The sequence below is a fragment of the Patiriisocius sp. 208BN25-11 genome (assembly GCF_058147145.1).
The window spans coordinates 63452-82826 of sequence record NZ_JBYVJY010000013.1; the positions used below are offsets into that span (position 1 = coordinate 63452).

The 19375-nt window shown below is 36.6% G+C and carries 21 protein-coding genes; 5 read left to right on the forward strand and 16 right to left on the reverse strand.

Going from position 1 to position 19375, the window contains the following annotated elements:
• The first annotated feature begins 8 nt into the window (after nt 1–8).
• A complete protein-coding gene (locus ACY2RS_RS13445; RefSeq protein ID WP_490099187.1) occupies nt 9–1166 on the forward strand; it encodes a sensor histidine kinase in 1158 nt (385 codons plus the stop codon).
• Nucleotides 1166–1510 carry a hypothetical protein gene (locus ACY2RS_RS13450; protein ID WP_490099188.1) on the forward strand — a complete coding sequence of 115 codons (345 nt, stop codon included), beginning with the start codon at nt 1166–1168 and terminating at the stop codon, nt 1508–1510. The genes ACY2RS_RS13445 and ACY2RS_RS13450 overlap by 1 nt, the downstream gene beginning before the upstream one ends.
• 1 nt (nt 1511) lies before the next feature.
• Here the strand turns inward: ACY2RS_RS13450 and ACY2RS_RS13455 are convergent, their stop codons facing one another.
• Nucleotides 1512–1904 carry an HIT family protein gene (locus tag ACY2RS_RS13455; protein ID WP_490099189.1) on the reverse strand — a complete coding sequence of 131 codons (393 nt, stop codon included), beginning with the start codon at nt 1902–1904 and terminating at the stop codon, nt 1512–1514.
• Complete coding sequence (gene greA, locus ACY2RS_RS13460; protein WP_490099190.1) at nt 1904–2380, reverse strand: transcription elongation factor GreA; 477 nt, start codon at nt 2378–2380, stop codon at nt 1904–1906. Before greA ends, ACY2RS_RS13455 begins: the two co-directional genes overlap by 1 nt.
• A 209-nt stretch (nt 2381–2589) precedes the next feature.
• Between greA and ACY2RS_RS13465 the strand changes: the two genes are divergently transcribed.
• Complete coding sequence (locus tag ACY2RS_RS13465; RefSeq protein ID WP_490099191.1) at nt 2590–3030, forward strand: hypothetical protein; 441 nt, start codon at nt 2590–2592, stop codon at nt 3028–3030.
• A gap of 102 nt (nt 3031–3132) precedes the next feature.
• On the opposite strand, the gene ACY2RS_RS13470 is transcribed toward ACY2RS_RS13465, so the two are convergent.
• Nucleotides 3133–5307, reverse strand: coding sequence for a TonB-dependent receptor (locus ACY2RS_RS13470; protein WP_490099192.1), 2175 nt, complete (start codon nt 5305–5307; stop codon nt 3133–3135).
• A 379-nt stretch (nt 5308–5686) separates the two neighbouring features.
• Between ACY2RS_RS13470 and ACY2RS_RS13475 the strand changes: the two genes are divergently transcribed.
• Complete coding sequence (locus ACY2RS_RS13475) at nt 5687–8110, forward strand: hybrid sensor histidine kinase/response regulator (protein WP_490099193.1); 2424 nt, start codon at nt 5687–5689, stop codon at nt 8108–8110.
• Here the strand turns inward: ACY2RS_RS13475 and ACY2RS_RS13480 are convergent.
• The 9 genes from ACY2RS_RS13480 to ACY2RS_RS13520 all read right to left on the reverse strand — a co-directional run bounded on the left by ACY2RS_RS13480 (nt 8105) and on the right by ACY2RS_RS13520 (nt 15046).
• The gene (locus ACY2RS_RS13480; RefSeq protein ID WP_490099194.1) at nt 8105–9451 is read right to left on the reverse strand and encodes a sigma-54-dependent transcriptional regulator; all 1347 of its coding nucleotides are present in this window, start codon (nt 9449–9451) and stop codon (nt 8105–8107) included. The two genes, ACY2RS_RS13475 and ACY2RS_RS13480, sit on opposite strands and share 6 nt — an antisense overlap.
• A gap of 147 nt (nt 9452–9598) precedes the next feature.
• Nucleotides 9599–9964, reverse strand: coding sequence for a hypothetical protein (locus ACY2RS_RS13485; RefSeq protein WP_490099195.1), 366 nt, complete (start codon nt 9962–9964; stop codon nt 9599–9601).
• A 333-nt stretch (nt 9965–10297) separates the two neighbouring features.
• Complete coding sequence (gene arfB, locus ACY2RS_RS13490; protein WP_490099196.1) at nt 10298–10702, reverse strand: alternative ribosome rescue aminoacyl-tRNA hydrolase ArfB; 405 nt, start codon at nt 10700–10702, stop codon at nt 10298–10300.
• Nucleotides 10702–12228, reverse strand: coding sequence for a DUF4301 family protein (locus tag ACY2RS_RS13495; protein ID WP_490099197.1), 1527 nt, complete (start codon nt 12226–12228; stop codon nt 10702–10704). The genes arfB and ACY2RS_RS13495 overlap by 1 nt, the downstream gene beginning before the upstream one ends.
• 3 nt (nt 12229–12231) lie before the next feature.
• Nucleotides 12232–12798 carry an AAA family ATPase gene (locus ACY2RS_RS13500; RefSeq protein ID WP_490099198.1) on the reverse strand — a complete coding sequence of 189 codons (567 nt, stop codon included), beginning with the start codon at nt 12796–12798 and terminating at the stop codon, nt 12232–12234.
• Nucleotides 12759–13391 (reverse strand): nicotinamide riboside transporter PnuC, encoded by a 633-nt coding sequence (gene pnuC, locus ACY2RS_RS13505; RefSeq protein ID WP_490099199.1) that lies wholly within the window; start codon nt 13389–13391, stop codon nt 12759–12761. Before pnuC ends, ACY2RS_RS13500 begins: the two co-directional genes overlap by 40 nt.
• Nucleotides 13375–13635, reverse strand: coding sequence for a thiamine-binding protein (locus ACY2RS_RS13510; protein WP_490099200.1), 261 nt, complete (start codon nt 13633–13635; stop codon nt 13375–13377). The genes pnuC and ACY2RS_RS13510 overlap by 17 nt, the downstream gene beginning before the upstream one ends.
• Nucleotides 13636–13702: 67 nt before the next feature.
• Nucleotides 13703–14377: a phosphoglycerol geranylgeranyltransferase gene (locus ACY2RS_RS13515; protein WP_490099201.1), complete on the reverse strand. Its 675-nt coding sequence runs from the start codon at nt 14375–14377 to the stop codon at nt 13703–13705.
• A gap of 39 nt (nt 14378–14416) precedes the next feature.
• A complete protein-coding gene (locus ACY2RS_RS13520; RefSeq protein ID WP_490099202.1) occupies nt 14417–15046 on the reverse strand; it encodes a 4'-phosphopantetheinyl transferase superfamily protein in 630 nt (209 codons plus the stop codon).
• Nucleotides 15047–15201: 155 nt separating this feature from the next.
• Between ACY2RS_RS13520 and ahcY the strand changes: the two genes are divergently transcribed.
• Nucleotides 15202–16512, forward strand: a complete 1311-nt coding sequence (gene ahcY, locus ACY2RS_RS13525; protein ID WP_490099203.1) for an adenosylhomocysteinase — start codon at nt 15202–15204, stop codon at nt 16510–16512.
• 139 nt (nt 16513–16651) lie between these two features.
• Here ahcY and ACY2RS_RS13530 read toward each other — a convergent pair whose 3' ends face one another.
• The 4 genes from ACY2RS_RS13530 to ACY2RS_RS13545 form a co-directional block, all read right to left on the reverse strand.
• Nucleotides 16652–16987 carry a hypothetical protein gene (locus ACY2RS_RS13530; RefSeq protein WP_490099204.1) on the reverse strand — a complete coding sequence of 112 codons (336 nt, stop codon included), beginning with the start codon at nt 16985–16987 and terminating at the stop codon, nt 16652–16654.
• A 98-nt stretch (nt 16988–17085) separates the two neighbouring features.
• Complete coding sequence (gene rpmA, locus ACY2RS_RS13535) at nt 17086–17349, reverse strand: 50S ribosomal protein L27 (RefSeq protein WP_490099205.1); 264 nt, start codon at nt 17347–17349, stop codon at nt 17086–17088.
• A 44-nt stretch (nt 17350–17393) separates the two neighbouring features.
• Entirely contained in the window at nt 17394–18089 is a 696-nt protein-coding gene (gene rplU, locus ACY2RS_RS13540; RefSeq protein ID WP_490099206.1) for a 50S ribosomal protein L21, read from the reverse strand.
• Nucleotides 18090–18356: 267 nt separating this feature from the next.
• Nucleotides 18357–19229, reverse strand: a complete 873-nt coding sequence (locus ACY2RS_RS13545) for a DMT family transporter (protein ID WP_490099207.1) — start codon at nt 19227–19229, stop codon at nt 18357–18359.
• Between the last annotated feature and the right edge of the window lie 146 nt (nt 19230–19375).

Genomic DNA, 19375 nt, shown 5'->3' on the forward strand with positions numbered 1-19375 from the left:
AGTACTTCATGCAGCAAAACGCTTCCCTTTTTCGTTGGATTTTTATCATCACCTCGGCCATTATTGTTAGCCTTATACTATGGAATACGCTTGCTTTCTTCAATGAATTAAAAGAAGACGAGCGACAAAAAATGCAAATATGGGCAGAGGCACAAAAAGAAATTGCTTCCAGCGCAATAGACCTAGATGCTACTATTAGCAAAACATCTTTGAAAGCCATTTTAGGAAACACTACAACACCCATGATTAGTTTTAGTGAAAAAGATAAAAAATACGACAGTAAAAACATTGATTCTACCATCCTTGATTTTCCTAAAAGAAGAGACGCACTTATCGAACAATTTAAATCGGAGTACACGCCTTTGGAATTAAAATACCAAGGAAAAGTGTATGAAACGGTGTACTATGGAAACTCACCACTCATTAACAAATTAAAGTATTATCCCGCAATACTTATCGTAATACTTGTCTTGTTTATAGCTTCAATATACTACTTCAATAGAACTGCAAAATCTGCTGAGCAAAACAAATTGTGGGCTGGGATGGCAAAAGAAACTGCGCATCAAATTGGCACGCCTTTATCTTCTCTAGTGGGTTGGACCGAAATTTTACGAAGCGAAAATGTGGATCCAGAGTATATCCTTGAAATGGAAAAAGATATTAAGCGACTAGAAACCATTACCGACCGTTTTTCTAAAGTGGGATCTGTCCCAACCCTTGAAAAAACTGATCTGGTTGCAGAAACCCAAGCAGCGTATGACTATCTTAAAAGTAGAAGTTCTAAGCTCATCAACTTTAAAATTAACACGCCAAGCACTCCTATTTATGTGAATTTAAACTCCCAACTTTTTGGTTGGACCATAGAAAACCTAGTAAAAAATGGTATTGATGCCATGAAAGGTAAAGGAGATATTGAAGTGATTGTAGAAACGTCTCAAAAGAATGCTTTAATTTTTGTGACAGATACAGGTAAAGGGATACCGAAAAGAAATCATAAAAAAATCTTTAAACCAGGATTTACCACTAAAAAAAGAGGTTGGGGTTTAGGACTGTCTTTAGCAAAAAGAATTATAGACGAATACCATACTGGAAAAATTAGAGTTTTAAAGAGTACTCAAGATAAAGGTACTACCTTTGTGATCTCACTACCACTCATACCTAACTAATGACCACTATAGAAACCTTGCATACCGCTCGCTTAAAAAACAATTGTCCGGAATGTTTTGCGAATGATGGTTTAGAATTTTCTTTTACCCAAGAACAAACGGTACAAAAAATGTTCACAACTGCGAGTAAGGATATTTTAGAAAAACTCTATTGTCACACGTGTAACACAACCATTTATCCAGTAAACTGGGATGATGATATAGAACGCGTGTATGACTACCACAAAAAACAAGTCCATCCCAAAAAATCTGGGATGCGTTTTACAGCTTTAGGGTATGGAGTTCTTGCTGGAGGTATTCTTCTGCTTGTTTTGGGGGCAATACTTGTCGTTAAAAACTTGTAACCTATACAAGGTTACTTGCTATTTCTTTTGCAAGTGCAGTAAATGCTTCTTCAGTTAGTGAAACTTTGTCCTGAAAAGTCATTTCTTTCATGTCATTTAATGGTATTAAATGTACATGTACATGAGGTACTTCTAGGCCAATCACACTCACCCCAATACGTTTACAGGAAATTGTTTTTTCTATGGCTAAAGCAACACGTCTGCTAAACTGCATGAGTTTGAGGTATTGTTGTTCACCCATATCAAATATTTTATCTGTCTCTTCTTTAGGGACACACAAGGTATGACCTTTGGCATTTGGATTAATGTCTAGAAAAGCAATAAATTGATCGTCCTCTGCCACTTTATAGCAAGGAATTTCGCCGTTTATAATTTTTGTGAAGATACTAGCCATTAGTCTCTAGAGATTTCAATGATTTCAAATTTCATAGTCCCCGCAGGCACTACTACATCTGCCACATCACCTACTTCACAGCCTAAGAGTCCTTTACCAATAGGAGAATCTACAGAAATCTTTCCTGTTTTTAAATCGGCTTCACTTTGGGCTACCAATTTATAAGTCATTTGCATCCCATTCGCTTGGTTTTTAATTTTTACGGTAGAATGAATTAATACTTTAGACATATCTAACTGCGACTCATCAATTACACGTGCATTGGCAACCACTTCTTCAAGTTTACTAATGCGCATTTCTAGCATTCCTTGTGCTTCTTTTGCTGCATCGTACTCTGCGTTTTCACTTAAATCTCCTTTGTCTCGTGCTTCTGCAATTGCGTTAGATGCTTTTGGACGCTCTATGTCTTTGAGCTGATTTAGCTCATCTTTTAATTTTTTTAATCCTTCTTGGGTATAATAAGATACTTTACTCATGGTCTCTACGTTATTAATTAGGCCTTGTATAGCCTTGCTTCATCATCAGGCTATTTGTCAAAAAATCCTGCCAAAAAGTTTGAAACGTTTCAAACGAGGGCAGGAATAGAAAAATCCCATGCAAGACGGGATTTGGTTTAACAAATATACTAAAAAATAAGTTGTTACGTAATTTTTGTAATTTCGTAATCTTAAAATTCTTCTTAGAAATGAAAAAAATTGCGCTACTAGTTACATTGTTATTTATGGTTATTGGATGTGGATCTGATGATGATAATGACATACGACAAGACAATCCTTTTTTAATAGATCCGCAAGTAAACATAACTATCAACCTTAACCTGCCGCAATTTAATGACCTTAATTTTCCGGGAGGTTCTGCCATCATTACAAGCCAAGGTATTAGAGGTATTGTTGTTTATAGATTAAATGATGATCTTTTTACAGCATTTGAACTTAGCGATCCTAACCACCAACCTAACGATTGCTCTAGAATGCTAGTAACTGGTATAGAAGCTTCTTGTCCTTGTACCAGTGATGAGAACACGTATAATATTGTAACGGGGCAACACAAAACGATGCCTAACGAGTACCCTATGCAAGCCTATAGAATAACGCGTGATGGAAATTCTTTAAGGATTACTAATTAGAGAATACTATTATAAAAAAAGAACCCCAATAACAATCTGTTATTGGGGTTCTTTTATGTACAGTGATTTCTTAAGGTGTATTCACCCTATAAAATTTCAGCATTAAAAGGTTAACGTAGCACCGACTAGAAAATTAATCCCAGCTTGTGGGTAAAAACCAGCACCTTCTATAGTAGTTACTGTACCCGGATTGCTAAAATCGTCGTCGAAAGTAAAGAAATATCCATTCGACACATAGTCTACATCAAAAATATTATTTACGAGTCCGCTCAATACCAAACTTTTGGCAAAAGGTATTTTTGTGATGGTATAGTTTACGTTAAAATCGTTTAAGAAATAGGCATCAAATTTTGAGGTTTCGCTATCGATATTCCCCATGTATTGCTCCCCAACATATTTTGAAAGCAAAGATACTTGTAGGTTTTTTATGGGTGTGTAATCGATGCTATTTCCTGCAATAATGGCCGGAGAAAAAGAGGTGTTTGTGGTTCCAAGGTTAACCAACTCCCCATCTCTTGATGTCACAAAATCTTTATTTTTATTGCTACTCAAGGCTATGTTTGGTCTAATGTGCAACTGTTCAAAAACAGTAACATCTGCAACTATTTCAAGTCCAGCTCTGTAACTATTACCACTTGTTTCTCTTACAAACCCACCAGAATCATCTAACTGTCCTGTAAGAACCAATTGGTCTGTGTAATCCATATAGTACAGATTGGTTTCAAGATTTACTTTGTCACTTGTAAAACGCCATCCTAGTTCATAATCGTCTAGCTTTTCTGGGGTGAACACGCCTTCTTCAAAATCGCTCCTTCTTGGCTCTCTACTTGCTCTACCATACGAAAAGTAAAACTGATTATTTTTATTTAAAGCATAACTCGCACCAAATTTTGGATTAAAAAATTCGTAGGTTTCATCTACCAACAAGTTGACTTTATCGCTGGTCAATCCTCCCGTTTTGTAATTTACAACACGCAATTGTAGATCTCCAAAGAAAGACCATTGCTTATTTAATTGATAGGTTGCTTTAGAGAAAGCTGTAAACTCATGTTTGTCTCCTGTTCCATTATAATAGCGATCTCCTAAATTAGCTCCTGTAAAATAATTAGACCAGATAACCTCTCCAAAATGAAGTCCTTGATAGTAGCTATAAAACACACCTGATGTAGTATCCCATTTGTCATCTTTGTAATGTGCGTTTCCACTCACGGCGTAGAAATTATTTTCTAACCAACGGCGTCTTACTAAATCAGACTCTGTAAGCAGGTTTCCATCTACAGTCACCGAAGACAAGCCATGAAAATCTAGCGAGGCATCTTCTTTGTACTCTTCAAAAAAGCCACTACCTCTTGTGTAGTTTAATGTCATACTGGTGCTCCAGTTATTATTGAAACGTTGGTTCCATAATACTTGGTAGTGATCTTGACCGTAGTCGTCTACCTGATTATCATGAAAACGAACGGTTCCATCTGCATCGGTATACAATCCTGCGGGATTAAAGGTTGGGTTGGTGTTTAAAGTTTCTTCATCGATTCCAAACCAAGATTGGTAGGTAACTTCTCTTCCTCCAAAAGCCAAGGCTTTAATAAAAGTATTATCTCCTTTGTACGCCGCTTGTAAAAAATACGATTTTAAATCACTAGAAGCACGGTCTATATAACCATCACTTTCTATTTTAGACAATCTTCCCGAAATTTCTATACGATCTTGTAGCAACCCTGTAGAGAATTTTGCATTGTGTCTCCACGTATTAAAAGATCCGTAGCTTGTTCCAATTTGCGCATAGGCATCCTTTGCTACACCATCTGTTTGGATGTTTAAACTCGCTCCAAAAGATCCAGAACCATTGGTGGAGGTTCCAACACCACGTTGTAACTGTAAGTTTTCTATAGAAGACGCAAAATCTGGAAGGTTTACCCAAAAGGTCCCCTGACTTTCACTATCGTTATACGGAATTCCATTTATTGTAACATTTACTCTTGTGGCATCACTACCACGAACTCTAATACCTGTATACCCAACACCTGCGCCGGCATCACTTGTGGTTACAACACCTGGCAAATAATTAAGCAATATTGGAATATCTTGTCCTAAATTGCGCTGTGCAATTTCTTCTTTACTAAGATTGGTGTGGGTAATGGGTGAATCTGCATCTACGCGTACAGATTTTAAAAGCACCTCCTCTAGAGGTTCAATTTTAGTAGTGTCCTGTACTTTTTCTTGTGCTTGTGTAAGGACAGATACACTCAATGTCAATGCAATAATGAAATACTTCATTCGTATTAGTTTAGTACGAATAAAAGGGGTAATTATTCTCGTTAGTTAAAAAAACAATCGTGTAGTTGAGTGCTTCCGATAGCTATCGAAATAAGTTCTTAAAAAAACTCAATGATGGCTATACATTTCTCAATACTACAGTAACATTCCTAAACAGCATTACCTGTTCTAGGTTCTATGGGTATAATCTCAGCCGTTGGAAGTTTCGAAGTACGAATTACGAGGTACGAATTTTTAAAATTCGTCATTCGTCATTCTACATTTGTCATTCTACAGCACCCCTTTGAGATGTGGTGCAAAGATACTGCTTATAGTTACATGGCATACAATTATTTAAAAAATAATACCATGCTACGATTGCTATCGTTATTTTTATAAGATGCAAGCCACCAAAAATTCTTTTACTTTTAAGTTGTTGCTAAGCTATCTCATCTTAGGGGCTTTAACAGTATTGGTGGGGTATATTTTGTATGCCGAATTTAAAAAACTCACCCAAGAAGAGGATACCAAACAAGAAGCACAATTTATCGCTACAGGAACGCTTATCAATTTGGTATACGAAACCGATGGGCTTTCTCGATTGGCATTGCTAACGTTAAAAGATTCGGATTTTGAAAATTTCAGCGGAAATATTAGCGCCCTACAAAACGTTATTTTCGACTTAAAAGAGATCGTAACCGAAACTCCGCAACAAATGCAATTGGACACGATTAGCCAACTTCTAAATAACAAAGTAGCCAATACCATAGCATTTAGAGATTTAAAATTAAATAGTGAAGACACCTCACTAGATAAAATTTTAAAAGAAATATTAGAGCTCGAAAAATCTATGGGTAAATTAACTGTTGAAACAGCCGTAGAAAATCCTGAAACGCTCTCAAAAAGGAAACTTGCTGTACTTGAAGAATATATAGAATATACCTATAAGACCCTTGCCGATAAAAAAGTACCTAGAAAAATGATAGATTCTATGATAGATGTATCAAGAGGCATTGTAAAAAGAGCGAAAAGAGATAATGAATTTGCAAAAAAAGTAATACAGTCTAAAGAAAATGAACTTATTGAAAATGATCTTATTATCTCCACAAAACTGCGTACCATCATTACTGAATTTGATAAGGAAATTTCAAAATACAATACCCAAACTCAAATCGCTAAACAATCTTCGGTTAGAAAAACCCAAGATATTGTAAAATATGCAGGGCTCGCTGCACTTGGCTTGGTGTTGTTGTTTTCATATTTCATGCTTACCGACTTTTTTAGAGCAGAACGCTTTAAAAAATCGCTTCAAAAAAGTAAAAAACAGACAGAATATTTATTAAAAAGTAGAGAACAACTTATTGCTACTGTGAGTCACGATCTTAAAAGCCCCATTAATACCATCTTGGGTTATACAGATTTAATGAGCAATACTTCACTTACGAGTCAGCAACAAAACTATGCCAAAAGCATTGAAACAGGCGCTACCTATGTCACCAAATTAGTGGACGATTTATTAGATCTATCCAAACTGGATGCAGGCAAATTACACTTAGAATATGTACCCTTTTCTATCACAAAACTCGCCACTCAAATAGGAACCAATATTAAGGGTCAGTATAATAAAAAAGAGGTATTGCTTCAATTTGATTTTGATTCTTTTGCCTCTCAAAGCAGTTTTGTAAGTGATCCGCTTCGCATTCAGCAAATTTTGAGTAACCTGATTGGAAATGCTTTTAAGTTTACAGAACACGGAAGTGTTACTATTGGCATTAAAACACTCTCAAAATCGAAAAAAGAAGCCCAGCTTTCTATCACTGTAACAGATACGGGTATGGGTATTTCAGAAGAAAAACAACAACTTATTTTTGAAGAATTCGCGCAAGCAGATAGTACCATCCCCGAACAATATGGAGGCTCAGGGCTTGGACTTGCCATATCCAAAAAACTCACCCGTTTACTCTCTGGGACATTGGGCGTCGAAAGTACTCCTAGCAAGGGAAGCACATTCACCTTAGTGCTACCCTTAAAAATCGCAAAAGAAGGTGTTGAAAACACAAAAAAGGAAGAACAAAAAACCAAACAAAATCCTACTGTTGTTTTAATTGATGATGACGAGGCACTGCTTTCGTTGTTAGCTGAAATGTTAGCTCATTACAAAATTGATACACATATTTTTAATCAGTATAAAGCCTTTAAGAAGACTAGTCATATTTTATTTGATGCACTGATTACAGATTTACAAATGCCTCAAATTTCTGGAATAGAAATTCTTGAAAGATTAAAAAAGGGAGATGTTACAACCTATCATGAGCAACCTATTATTGCAATGACAGGAAACAAGCACGAAACCACACAGTTTTATATTAATAAAGGCTTTGCAGCTATTATTTCCAAACCATTAAGTAAAGAAATTCTTGTAGATACCTTACAAAAGGTCTTACCCAATTTTACAATTGCAACACACGAATCAATTCAAAATATTGCGGTTAAAAAAGGAGAAGGATATGATGCATCGTTGTTGTATTCTTTTTTAGAAACCGATGAAAAAGTAACCGAAGTACTTCAGGTATTTATCTCTCAAACGGTTCAAGACATAGCAACAATTTCACAAAAAGTAGCCGAAAATGACTTAGATATGGTGTCAAAAATAGCCCATAAAATGAATACCATGTGCAAACAACTGGCAGCTAAAAAAGCAGTTTCGGCATTAGCTGCGCTAGAACATGATGCAACACTAGATACACTTGACTCACTTTTTAAAAGTGCAAAAAAAGAAATCGATCAACTTTTAGAAACGCTAAAAAAAGACTTCAGCTTATAGCTCAATTTGGTATTGCTCTAATTTATTATACAAGGTCTTTCTGGTAATATTGAGCAGTCTTGCGGCCTTAGACTTGTTTTGTTCTGCTTCTTGCAATGCATTGATAATTAATTGCTTTTCATTGGTTTGTTTGCTAAAATCTTTGGGAGCCTCTTTTACAGGCAGCAATACTTCTCTTGGAATCACATCTAAGGGAATTTGTGATCCGTTGGTTAAAAGTACGGCGCGTTTTAGCACATTTTTCAACTCTCTTAAATTTCCTGGCCAGTTATAATTAGAAAAAGCATTTGATACTTCTTTTGATAAAGAAACTACGTCTTTTTGTAGTGATGTATTTGCCTGATGCAAGAAATAATTTACAAACAAATACAAATCTTCTTTTCGTTCATGTAAGGATGGAATATGGATTGAAAACTCATTTAATCTATGGTATAAATCTTCTCTAAAGGTTCCTTCGGCTACTGCTTTTTTTAGGTCTTCATTGGTAGCAGAAATAATACGAACATCAACCTCTATTTCTTTACTACTCCCAACGGGTTTTATTTTTCGTTCTTGTAATGCGCGTAACAGTTGTATTTGATTCTCATAAGACAAATTACCTACCTCATCTAAGAACAAAGTTCCTTTGTGTGCAATTTCAAAGTGTCCTTTTTTATCTGTTATGGCTCCCGTAAAACTTCCTTTTACATGTCCAAAAAATTCGCTTGCTGCAATCTCTTTGGGAATGGCACCACAATCTACCGCAACAAATTGGGCTTCTTTTCTGTCGCTAAAACTATGAATTGTTTTTGCCGCCACTTCTTTTCCCGTACCACTAGCACCTTCTATAAGTACACACATATCTGTGGGACCCACTAGCTCAAGGTATTGCTGAAATTTTTTAGAAGCCTCACTAATTCCTTTTACACGATTAAATGAAACTTTTTGGCTAGGACTTGTTGTTTCAGAGACTGGCTCAGAAATACTTACACTCTTGGAGCTTCTGGTCCCCGCATCATTGATAATCATTAACAATTCTTCGGGCCTAAAAGGCTTGGAGATATAATCCAAAGCGCCTTTTTTAATGGCCTCTACAGCAGCTGTGACCTCAGCATATCCTGTCATTAAAATGACCCCCGTAGTTGTATACTTTTCATTACAGAGATCTAACAGTTCTTCTCCAGAGGCATCGGGTAGTTTGATATCTGTAATAACAATGTCGAAGGTGTTTTTTGAAAGTATTTCTTTGGCATCTAACACAGTAGTAGCCTTTGCTATTTCAAAGTTTTTACGCTCTAAAAAAGCAGCTAGCATTGTAATAAATGCTAGGTCGTCTTCAACAATAAGAATACGTTTACTCATAACCAAAATGAATGTTTATAAAGGTACGCAGTAAAGCGTGATATCACAAATTGCCCCACAAAAAAAAGGATGCTCTGTGGGGAAGAACATCCTCTTAACATCATACGGCCTATGGTTCCGTATGAACTTATTAAACCAACTAAAGATTTATTGTTGCTCGGCTACTTTAATCCATTCGCCTTTTTTATTGGCGTAGACAGTTTTGCTTAGTGCTCTACCGTCTTGCATGGTGTTTAATTCGAGTTTGTATTCACTTTTATCATTTACATAAGCTTTCGAAATAGTAGCACCTTTAAAATCTTTGGCTACAGATGCTGCAACGGCTGCAGGCAAATCTGAAACTTTAATTTCTTTAAAGGCGTCTGCAGTGGGCTGCACAGAGGCTTTAAGTTGAGGAGTGCCTTCCTGTGCAGCAACGACTACAGTGCCATTTGAGATGGCATCGACTACGACTTCTTGTGCTTGGGCTATAGTACCTAGGGCAATAGCGGCGATAATCAGTAACTTTTTCATAATTGTGAGATTTTGTTATTTTTTTGATTAGTATATAGAAAACAACGTACCAAAAAAAAACCAATATTAAATAATACTGATTTACAGCGGTTTAGGTATTCTTCGGAAATTCTACAGGGTGAAAAATGTGTTACTTTTAAGATACAGGTGTATATTTTTTATACAGTTTGTGTGTAGTTAAAACACCTAACGCAATTTTGACACGAACATTTCCGAAGCTATAAAACTATTATTGCTGAAGGAAAGAGTAGTTTTTTTCCAACTTCTCCCGAAGCTTCAGGATCATCTTCGTTTTCGATTTCTCCCGAAGCTTCGGGATCGATTTCAAAGAGATTACTCTAAGGAAGGAGGTTTCCTGTTTGCCTTTTTTAGTGCTTGTTTCTTTTTAGCCTTCACTCTTTTTTCGATAGCACTTCTAGAAGGACGTGTTTTCTTTCTTGGCTTAGATACCTTTAGACTTTTTTGAAGCAAGGTTACCAATCTTTCAATGACCAGGGCTTTGTTTCGGTGTTGGCTTCTAGATTCGCTACAACTTAAGGTGAGTTCGCCTTCTGCAGAGATACGGTGTTTTAATTTTTCGAGGAGACGTTCTTTTTCTACTTCAGAAAATAGGGTCGATGTCGCAATGGTAAAGGAAACAGAAACTTTGCTAGCGGTTTTATTCACATGTTGTCCACCAGGACCGCTACTTCTTACTGCTTTAAAGGTGAGCTCCTTACGAAGTGCTTCGGTATCCATTAGGCATTGGGTCGATGTGCAGGGTGCAACAAATCGTTTACTGTTTTTACAGGGCTAAAGGTAGCTAACGGAACCTCAACAAAAACAGTATTCCAATGTGCCATAGCGCCATTCCATAAACCAGGAGACTCTAATGCTTTAATAGTTGCGCCAGCTACAGTTTTGGTAGCAATAAAACTAGTCAATGGATCTACAAAATGATTGAGATTAAACTTTTCGCCTTTATAGTCTCTTGTACCACATACCAAATCTACAGGATTAAAATGCGTTGCATCCTCAATAATAGCAGCTTGTCTTGGATCGGTTTTGTCTATCTGCGAAAGTTCTACAATTTGTAGAGATATCTCATCATCACTATTCTTAACCCAAAAAGGTCCTCCGCCAGGAGCACCTGTATTTTTAACAACACCGCAAACACGAATGGGTCTATTTAAAATTTCGGCTATACCAGCTTTGGTTTCAGGGATGTCTTTTATGAGCAGTTCTTTCCATAAAAAAGATTTCATCTCACTTAGTTTTTCATCGGCAACCTGATCTTTTACAATTGCATCTATGTATCCAAATATTTTATGTTGTAATTGGAGCAATCTACCGGCTAGCATTTTTTTATTGATAGCAACCTCTCGAATATGTTCTTCTACAGTAACATTGTCTATATTTTTTATGAAAATGATATCGGCATCGACATCATTTAGGTTTTTAATAAGAGCACCATGTCCCGAAGGCCTAAAAACCAAGCTACCATCTTCTTTCCTAAATGGATTGTTATCCATATCTACTGCAATGGTATCTGTACTTGCATCTTGAAAAGAATAAGAGATTCTTACATCTGTCTTCGTTTTTTTTACAATCCGATTTTTAATTTCTTCAAAAGCTTTTTTGAACAGCGATAAATGATTTGGAGAAAATGTAAAATGCAAGTGTGCCACTCCATCTACAGCAGCATATTGGGTTGCCTCATACAACTGCTCTTCAAAAGCTGTTCTCGTATACTTTGCATATTTATGAAAAGGAACTAGACCTTTTGGAATTTCCTCAAAATTAAGTCCGTCTTCTCCTAGGAGTAGCGATACAAATATCTTCATTCGTACTCCTTTATTAGACTGCTTGTACTCTGGATACTGTTGTCTAATCTCTTTTCGAACGGCATGGGTAAAAGGGAAATCTTTTATATGGTCAAAAAATATTTTTAACGCATCTAATTTATGTTCTCTTATAAACTTAGATAGTACTTCTTCTTCATTATAGTCTTCTAAAAAAGCGTGTAAAAACTTAAACATCCTTGTGGCAGCACCACTGGCAGGCACAAATTTCACAACATCTTTTTGGTCCTTTTTCTCGTCGTAATACGCTGCTAATTCTTTTTGCTGAACACTATCAAACACATGTATCCCATTATCAAGACCTGCAGCTCTTACTACTTGAGTAAAAGATACCCCATTCTTAAATGTTCTTAATTGTTGTTTTATGCTATCTTCATCAAGCCCATGTGAAGTGATGTGCTCTAGATCTTGAGGTGTAAACATGTATTACTTTTGCTTAATTAATGTATTTATAATGTTAATAGCATTGGTTAAACGGTCTACTTTTGATCCTTTTAAAACAGCGTAAGGAAGCTCGTTTTTAATTAGTTGAGTTTCAAAAATACGAAACATTTCTTCCCTATCATCAGGTCTATCACGTAAATTATCGAATTCCCATGGGGTATCAATGTGGGTAAGAAAATAGTAGGTATATTGATGTTTTTGTGTGGCTTCTACTATTTCCGAAGGACACCAACCCTCATAATAATATTCGCAATACGTTTTGATTTCCAACAAGTTAGTGTCTAAAAAAAGTAGTTTGTTTGCAATTTTAGCGCATTCATTTTCGCTTCCAATTTGTCCTTTTGCAATAGGAAGCAGATCCTCTTTTTCAATCTTTTTGTGAGAAGTTTCCCATTTTAGCTCTAAATAAGAACGCATAAACTCGGGTACCCATTGGGTATTAAAATGAGCAGCCAATTGTTTCGCTAAGGTCGTTTTTCCAGTAGACTCTGGACCAAACAACACAATTTTTATACAGCCACTGCTGGCTTGTGTAAGCGCTTTTTCCATTGGTTATACCCTTGTATTGCTAAAATGGTGAAAATTAAATATTGTAAGGATAGCATCCCTAGTCCTCTGTACGCGTATAGAGGTACCGTGATGAGATCTGCTATGATCCATAAGGTCCAGTTTTCTAACTTCTTGGTGGCCATATACCACATTGCGGTAAAGAACATACCCGACGTAACAATATCTATATAATTAGGGATCTCTAATGTATAGTCATAGGCGTTGTAAACCAAATAGGTAACATACATGGTAATAAAAAAGAGTGCAATTCCAATCCATTTTTCTTTCATATTGGTCCTAGAAATTGGGACTAGATAGGTATCTTCTTTCTTTCTCGACCAGTTCCACCATCCATAAATACTCATGATCGAATAGTAGAAATTCATCATCATATCTCCAAAAAATTCGGCTTTATACAAAAGATATACTGTAATTACAGTAGCAATTAATCCTGTTGGGTACACTAGAATGTTTTCACGCTTTGCATACACAACACTTGCAATACCAAACACAAAAGCAATGGCCTCTAAAATAATATCTGTAGGGGAAGTATTGGTGTAGGCTTCTAAGAAAAAATCAAAAATTTGGTTCATAGCTACTTCTATCTGTTTTTACAATCTTTAGGTATAGTAACCCATTTTCTATTGCATCTAAGGCAATTTTCATTTCTTTTTGCAATACATTCATCACTGCATCATAGTCTCCATACACTTGGGTACTCAAAGGATTTTCTAACACGGTTAAACCAGATGCTCTTAATTGCTTGATGAAATCAATAATAGGGGGCTCAAAATCGTCTTGCAAAGGGGTAAGTGTTAGTTCTACGGAAATATTCATACCTCAAAATGTTTTTGTAAAGATACTATTTTGGAAAGGTGCAGAACCCATAAAAATTTCGAAAAATTTAGCGTTTTTCAAACACAGTGCCCATCACTACCATATGAGCTCCAGCGGCATAGGCAGCTTCTTTTTGAATGCCTGTTCTAATGCCACCACCAACAATCACAGGAATATTAAGCGCTTTGCTTACTGCCTCAATAATAGAAATAGCTACGGGAACTTTGGCGCCACTTCCCGCTTCTAAATACACTAATTTTGCTCCCATATATTGCGCAGCCAAGGCAGTATGTACAATGGCATCAATATTATTTTGAGGCATCGGACGTGTATTGGTAACCCTAGCTACAGCAGATTCGTTTCCACCATCAATTAAAAGATAGCCTGTTGCAATCACTTCTAAAGTTGACGTTTTTAAATACGAAGCCGCTGCTACTTGTTGTCCGATTAAATAATCTGGATTATCACCAGACACCAAGGACAAAAACAACAAGGCATCTGCTGTATCTGTAATTTGATCTGCAGCGCCAGGAAATATAAAAACAGGTACCTTACTGTGCTGTTTTAATGCTTGTACTACCATTTCTGTAAGCGCTTCGGGAACGGTACTTCCACCAACAAATACATGTGTGGTTTCTTTAGGGAGGGTATCTAAAAAGGAAGCTGTTTGAGACACCTCAAACTTTTCGGGATCAATTAAAATAGCCAGTAGTTTTTTGTTTTGACCTACTGATGTGAGCAATTGTTGATAGTGTTGGGTACTTCGCATGGACTGCAAATATCAGGAAAGAATGGCGTATGCTAAGGTAAATCCTTCAAATTCTTGGAAATAGACTTCGTAGACTTCTTGACGGCTATCGATACTTACCGATGCTGTGGTTGCGATGTCGTCTAATCTAAAATCTTCTACATAAATATGCTCTAAAAAACTCACACCAGGATGTGCAAAGCTTTTATATAGGGATTCTTTGGCGCCCCAAACAATGGTAAGCTTTCGCATAATGGCATCATCATTTGCTAACGTTCTATATTCTTCAATAGGGGTAAACTTATGCGCTATTTTTAAAATTTTTGGGCGTTGTTTTTCAATATCAATACCTACTTCTTCATCACTAATAATGATAGCTGCAAAAATAAAAGAGTGTGTTATGGAAATGTGCATCCCATCTTTTAAATGAGGTTTCCCATTATCATCATAAAACAAATCGTGATCGGTGTATCCAACTTGTGCGAGCAAATGTCGTACACTCATAAAACCTCGTCGGTGCAAATCGCTTTTCATACCATCTACTCGTTTCTGGCAATGATCTGTTAAGGAAATCCCATCGCTTAAGTCTTCAAAAGACTCTTCTATCTTCCAAATCAGCAGCTTAGTGTTTTCTTCAGATGTTATTGTTTTGTAAAGAGGCATTATAATTCGATTGGTTTTGTGTATTTTTGCAATCCGAAATTTTATGTGTCTAAACAGGTGTTAGATGTATAAGATTTCAGAAAAGATACTACTACAAAATAGTAAATATATTAATAAGTTCTCCGCCTTTGCGGAGATAAAAAATTGCATTTTTTATGTCAACAAACACAGTACCTTACACAGCGCATAAAGTAAAAGATATTTCCCTAGCAGATTGGGGACGCAAAGAGATTAGACTTGCCGAAGCAGAAATGCCAGGTTTAATGTCCTTACGTGAAGAATACAAAGACGAACAACCTTTAAAAGGAGCTCGTATTGCTGGGTGTCTTCACATGACCATCCAAACAGCTGTATTAATTGAAACATTACAAGCGTTAGGGGCAGAAGTTACTTGGAGTTCTTGTAACATCTTCTCTACACAAGATCAAGCTGCTGCTGCTATTGCTGCTGCTGGAACACCAGTATATGCTTGGAAAGGAATGAACGAAGAAGAATTTGACTGGTGTATCGAGCAAACACTTTTCTTTGGTGAAGATAGAAAGCCATTAAACATGATCTTAGATGATGGTGGTGATTTAACCAACATGGTATTAGACAAATACCCAGAGTTGGCAGAAGGAATTAACGGACTTTCGGAAGAAACTACAACAGGAGTGCACCGTTTGTACGAGCGTGTTAAAAATGGTACGCTTCCAATGCCAGCCATTAACATTAATGATTCTGTTACCAAATCTAAATTTGATAACAAATACGGTTGTAGAGAGAGTGCTGTAGACGCAATTAGACGTGCTACAGACGTTATGTTAGCAGGTAAAAGAGTGGTGGTTTGTGGCTATGGTGATGTTGGAAAAGGAACTGCAGCCTCTTTTAAAGGAGCTGGTTCTATTGTAACCGTTACAGAAATTGACCCTATTTGTGCATTACAAGCGGCTATGGACGGTTTTGAAGTGAAGAAACTTGAAACAGTTGTTGCAAATGCAGATGTGGTCATTACCACTACAGGAAACAAAGACATCGTACGTGGCGAGCATTTTGAAGCCATGAAAGACAAGACGATTGTGTGTAACATTGGTCACTTCGACAACGAGATTGATGTTGCTTGGTTAAATAACAATGCCGCTAAAGATGAAATCAAACCTCAAGTAGATAGATACGATTTAAACGGAAAAGATATCATCTTATTAGCTGAGGGTCGTTTAGTAAACTTAGGATGTGCAACAGGACACCCTAGTTTTGTAATGAGTAATTCATTTACAAATCAAACCCTTGCGCAAATCGAGTTATGGAACGATGCAGACAAATACGAAAACAAAGTATACATGCTTCCTAAGCACTTAGATGAGAAAGTTGCCAAGTTGCACTTAGCCAAAATTGGTGTGGAGCTTACAGAGCTTAAGAAAGACCAAGCTGAGTATATTGGAGTAACGGTTGAAGGACCATACAAGCCAGAATATTACAGATACTAATTTTTTGTCTCCCTGAGCGCAGTCGAAGGGTCTCTGACAAAAACTATATTTAATAATTTCTTCAGAAATTTTAAAAATCAAAACCCTTGCTATTTACCTAGCAAGGGTTTTGGTATTTAATAGCAGCGTGATTCGTTTATTACTTCTGTTTCCTAAAAATATAGCTCATCCAAACCGGATCGTTTTCTTCAGAAACGATGGCCTGACGTTCCACAAACTCCCAGTCATTTCGGTTCATGTAATTGAGTAGTTGCGAGGTGCCTTTTATATCTTCTATCTCGTCGATTGTAATTTGTTTGCCTTCTAGAGAAGGCTGCTCTTCTACACGTATACGTTTTATTTTCCCTCTATTGTTGGCTTTTTGAACTACAATAACTTCAAGAAAATCGTATTGAGTGATTTGTTGGGCTGCACTGTATGTTGTGATTAGTAAAGACAGGATAAAAAATGGAAATAGATAGCTATATTTTTTCATGATGGATGTATTTAGATACTAAAGATAGGTTAAAAGTGTAAACACAAAAAGCCCAGCAAGATATCCTGCTGGGCTTCTATTTTATAAGGTAAAGACAATTAAGCTTCTGCGAAAGGCACGATGCTTACGTATGATTTGTTGTCTTTTTTCTTAGTGAATTTTACAACACCATCCACTTTAGCGTGAAGTGTGTGGTCTTTTCCACCGTATACATTCTCACCTGGGTGATGTGTATTACCTCTTTGTCTTACAATGATGTTTCCTGCAATGGCAGCTTGACCACCAAAAATCTTTACGCCAAGACGTTTCGATTCTGATTCTCTACCATTCTTCGAACTACCAACTCCTTTTTTGTGAGCCATAATTTCTAGGTTTTATAAGTTAAACTTAAAATTAGATGCAGCTATTAAGCCTTACCACCATCTAATTCGTCTTGCCATTTCTTTAATTCATCCCACTTACCATCTGCAGCCATTTTAGCTTGTGCTGGCCAAGTGTCTGTTACGTGATTTCCACGAACACCTGCAATAATTTCAGAAATCTTAGACGCATCTGTTTTTGCTAAATCAGCAAACGTTGCGATACCTGCCTCTACTAATGTAGATGCAATTTTAGGTCCAATTCCTTCAATCTTTTTAAGATCATCAGCTTTTCCAGTAGCTTTCTTAGGAGCTGCTTTCTTTGCTGGTGCTGCTTTAGCTTCTGCTTTTGGAGCAGCTGCCTTAGGCGCTTCTTTTTTAGGTGCTGCTGCTTTCTTAGCTGGCGCTGCTTTTTTAGCAGGCTTCGCTCCAGAAGCTACAATACTTTCAATAATGATTTCAGTAAGAGCTTGACGGTGACCATTTTTAACACGGTAACCTTTTCTTCTCTTTTTCTTGAAAACAATAACTTTATCACCTTTTAGGTGATGTAAGACTTTTGCTCCTACTTGAGCTCCGTCTATAGCCGGGGCGCCTACAGTTACTTTGTCTCCATCGCCTATTAGAAGTACATTATCAAAAGAAACTTTTGATCCTTCATCAGAAGCTAAACGGTTTACAAAGACTTTTTGGTCTTTTGCAACTTTAAATTGCTGCCCTGCTATCTCTACAATTGCGTACATAGCGTAACGTTTAAAATATTAATTAGTTTTTATTCTCTATAGGTTTTATAAGGGTTAATACCTTACAACAGAACATAGTTCTCCTTAGAGGGGTGCAAATATAAAGTTTATTAACAAAATAACAAACAATTTATGCAGGTTATTTTGCTTGTTTTCTAGAAGGTTAAAGATCGCCGTTGGCTGATAGACCATTCGCTTTGCTCATTGCTAGAAGATAGACCGCCTTCGGCTGTTAGACGGAAAGTTAAAAAATAAATTATTCAACTATTACTTTTTATTCGTCAATAAAACACCCAACAAAATAAAAGCTGCTGCTCCTGCTTGGTATATTGTGAAGCGTTCTCCATCAAGCAAACCCCATAATAAGGCTACAATAGGAATGGTATAAGTTACCGAAGTCGCAAATACTGGAGTACTCATTTGTACCAATTTGTTAAACATTACTTTGGCTACACCTGTCCCTACAACAGACAACAACACCAAATATCCTAAAGAGACATGCAACTCGGTATTTCCAACAAAGTCTTTTTGAAAAAACCCAGAGAACAGCAACACCACAAAAGCTGGAATCACCAAAACAATAAAATTACCTACCGCAATAGCCATAGCGGGAATTTCCTGTAGGTACCTTTTTATAATATTTACGTTTAATGCATAGCAAACTGAGGCCGCCAAGACTAGTGTGCTGTACCAATAATTATGATTCGGATTTACATCTGCTCCACTCCATATTAACAACAAACTTCCAACTAAACCAACAATGACTCCTAATAACTGATTTCGAGTAAATACAATTTTAAACAATAAGGCTCCTAAAATTAAGGTGACTATAGGGGTAGTAGAGTTTAAAATAGACGCTACGGCACTATCAATTTCAGTCTCTGCAAAAGCAAATAAAAAGGCAGGGATAAACGTTCCTAAAAAGGCAGATATGGTGATCCATTTCCATTCGCGCTTTTTAATTTTTTTAAGATGCGGAAATCCAATTAACAACAAAAAAATAGCAGCAAATAAGGTGCGTAATGCTCCTAACTGCAGCGGTGTTAAGCCAATTAATGACTTTTTAATCAAGATAAAAGAACTCCCCCAAACAATGGAAAGAACAATTAAATACAACCACTTTTTATCGATGCTTTTCATAGAAGCTGCAAAGATGAGATTTAATTATGAAATGAGAATCAAGATAGGGCAAAAAGACCGCCGTTGGCTGTTAGACTACTTATTCCTTCGCAAAAGCTTAGGAACAAGCGTAAATTATTCATGATATTTCATTCATTTTCAAATCA

Coding starts and splice junctions, on each gene's coding strand:
- ACY2RS_RS13520 (WP_490099202.1), bottom strand. CDS start 15,046: ATGCCTCTTTACAAAACAATAACATCTGAAGAAAACACTAAGCTGCTG.
- ACY2RS_RS13455 (WP_490099189.1), bottom strand. CDS start 1,904: ATGGCTAGTATCTTCACAAAAATTATAAACGGCGAAATTCCTTGCTAT.
- rpmA (WP_490099205.1), bottom strand. CDS start 17,349: ATGGCTCACAAAAAAGGAGTTGGTAGTTCGAAGAATGGTAGAGAATCA.
- ACY2RS_RS13480 (WP_490099194.1), bottom strand. CDS start 9,451: ATGAGTAAACGTATTCTTATTGTTGAAGACGACCTAGCATTTATTACA.
- ACY2RS_RS13465 (WP_490099191.1), top strand. CDS start 2,590: ATGAAAAAAATTGCGCTACTAGTTACATTGTTATTTATGGTTATTGGA.
- pnuC (WP_490099199.1), bottom strand. CDS start 13,391: ATGAACCAAATTTTTGATTTTTTCTTAGAAGCCTACACCAATACTTCC.
- ACY2RS_RS13475 (WP_490099193.1), top strand. CDS start 5,687: ATGCAAGCCACCAAAAATTCTTTTACTTTTAAGTTGTTGCTAAGCTAT.
- rplU (WP_490099206.1), bottom strand. CDS start 18,089: ATGTACGCAATTGTAGAGATAGCAGGGCAGCAATTTAAAGTTGCAAAA.
- ahcY (WP_490099203.1), top strand. CDS start 15,202: ATGTCAACAAACACAGTACCTTACACAGCGCATAAAGTAAAAGATATT.
- greA (WP_490099190.1), bottom strand. CDS start 2,380: ATGAGTAAAGTATCTTATTATACCCAAGAAGGATTAAAAAAATTAAAA.
- ACY2RS_RS13500 (WP_490099198.1), bottom strand. CDS start 12,798: ATGGAAAAAGCGCTTACACAAGCCAGCAGTGGCTGTATAAAAATTGTG.
- arfB (WP_490099196.1), bottom strand. CDS start 10,702: ATGGATACCGAAGCACTTCGTAAGGAGCTCACCTTTAAAGCAGTAAGA.
- ACY2RS_RS13450 (WP_490099188.1), top strand. CDS start 1,166: ATGACCACTATAGAAACCTTGCATACCGCTCGCTTAAAAAACAATTGT.
- ACY2RS_RS13495 (WP_490099197.1), bottom strand. CDS start 12,228: ATGTTTACACCTCAAGATCTAGAGCACATCACTTCACATGGGCTTGAT.
- ACY2RS_RS13545 (WP_490099207.1), bottom strand. CDS start 19,229: ATGAAAAGCATCGATAAAAAGTGGTTGTATTTAATTGTTCTTTCCATT.
- ACY2RS_RS13510 (WP_490099200.1), bottom strand. CDS start 13,635: ATGAATATTTCCGTAGAACTAACACTTACCCCTTTGCAAGACGATTTT.
- ACY2RS_RS13530 (WP_490099204.1), bottom strand. CDS start 16,987: ATGAAAAAATATAGCTATCTATTTCCATTTTTTATCCTGTCTTTACTA.
- ACY2RS_RS13445 (WP_490099187.1), top strand. CDS start 9: ATGCAGCAAAACGCTTCCCTTTTTCGTTGGATTTTTATCATCACCTCG.
- ACY2RS_RS13485 (WP_490099195.1), bottom strand. CDS start 9,964: ATGAAAAAGTTACTGATTATCGCCGCTATTGCCCTAGGTACTATAGCC.
- ACY2RS_RS13470 (WP_490099192.1), bottom strand. CDS start 5,307: ATGAAGTATTTCATTATTGCATTGACATTGAGTGTATCTGTCCTTACA.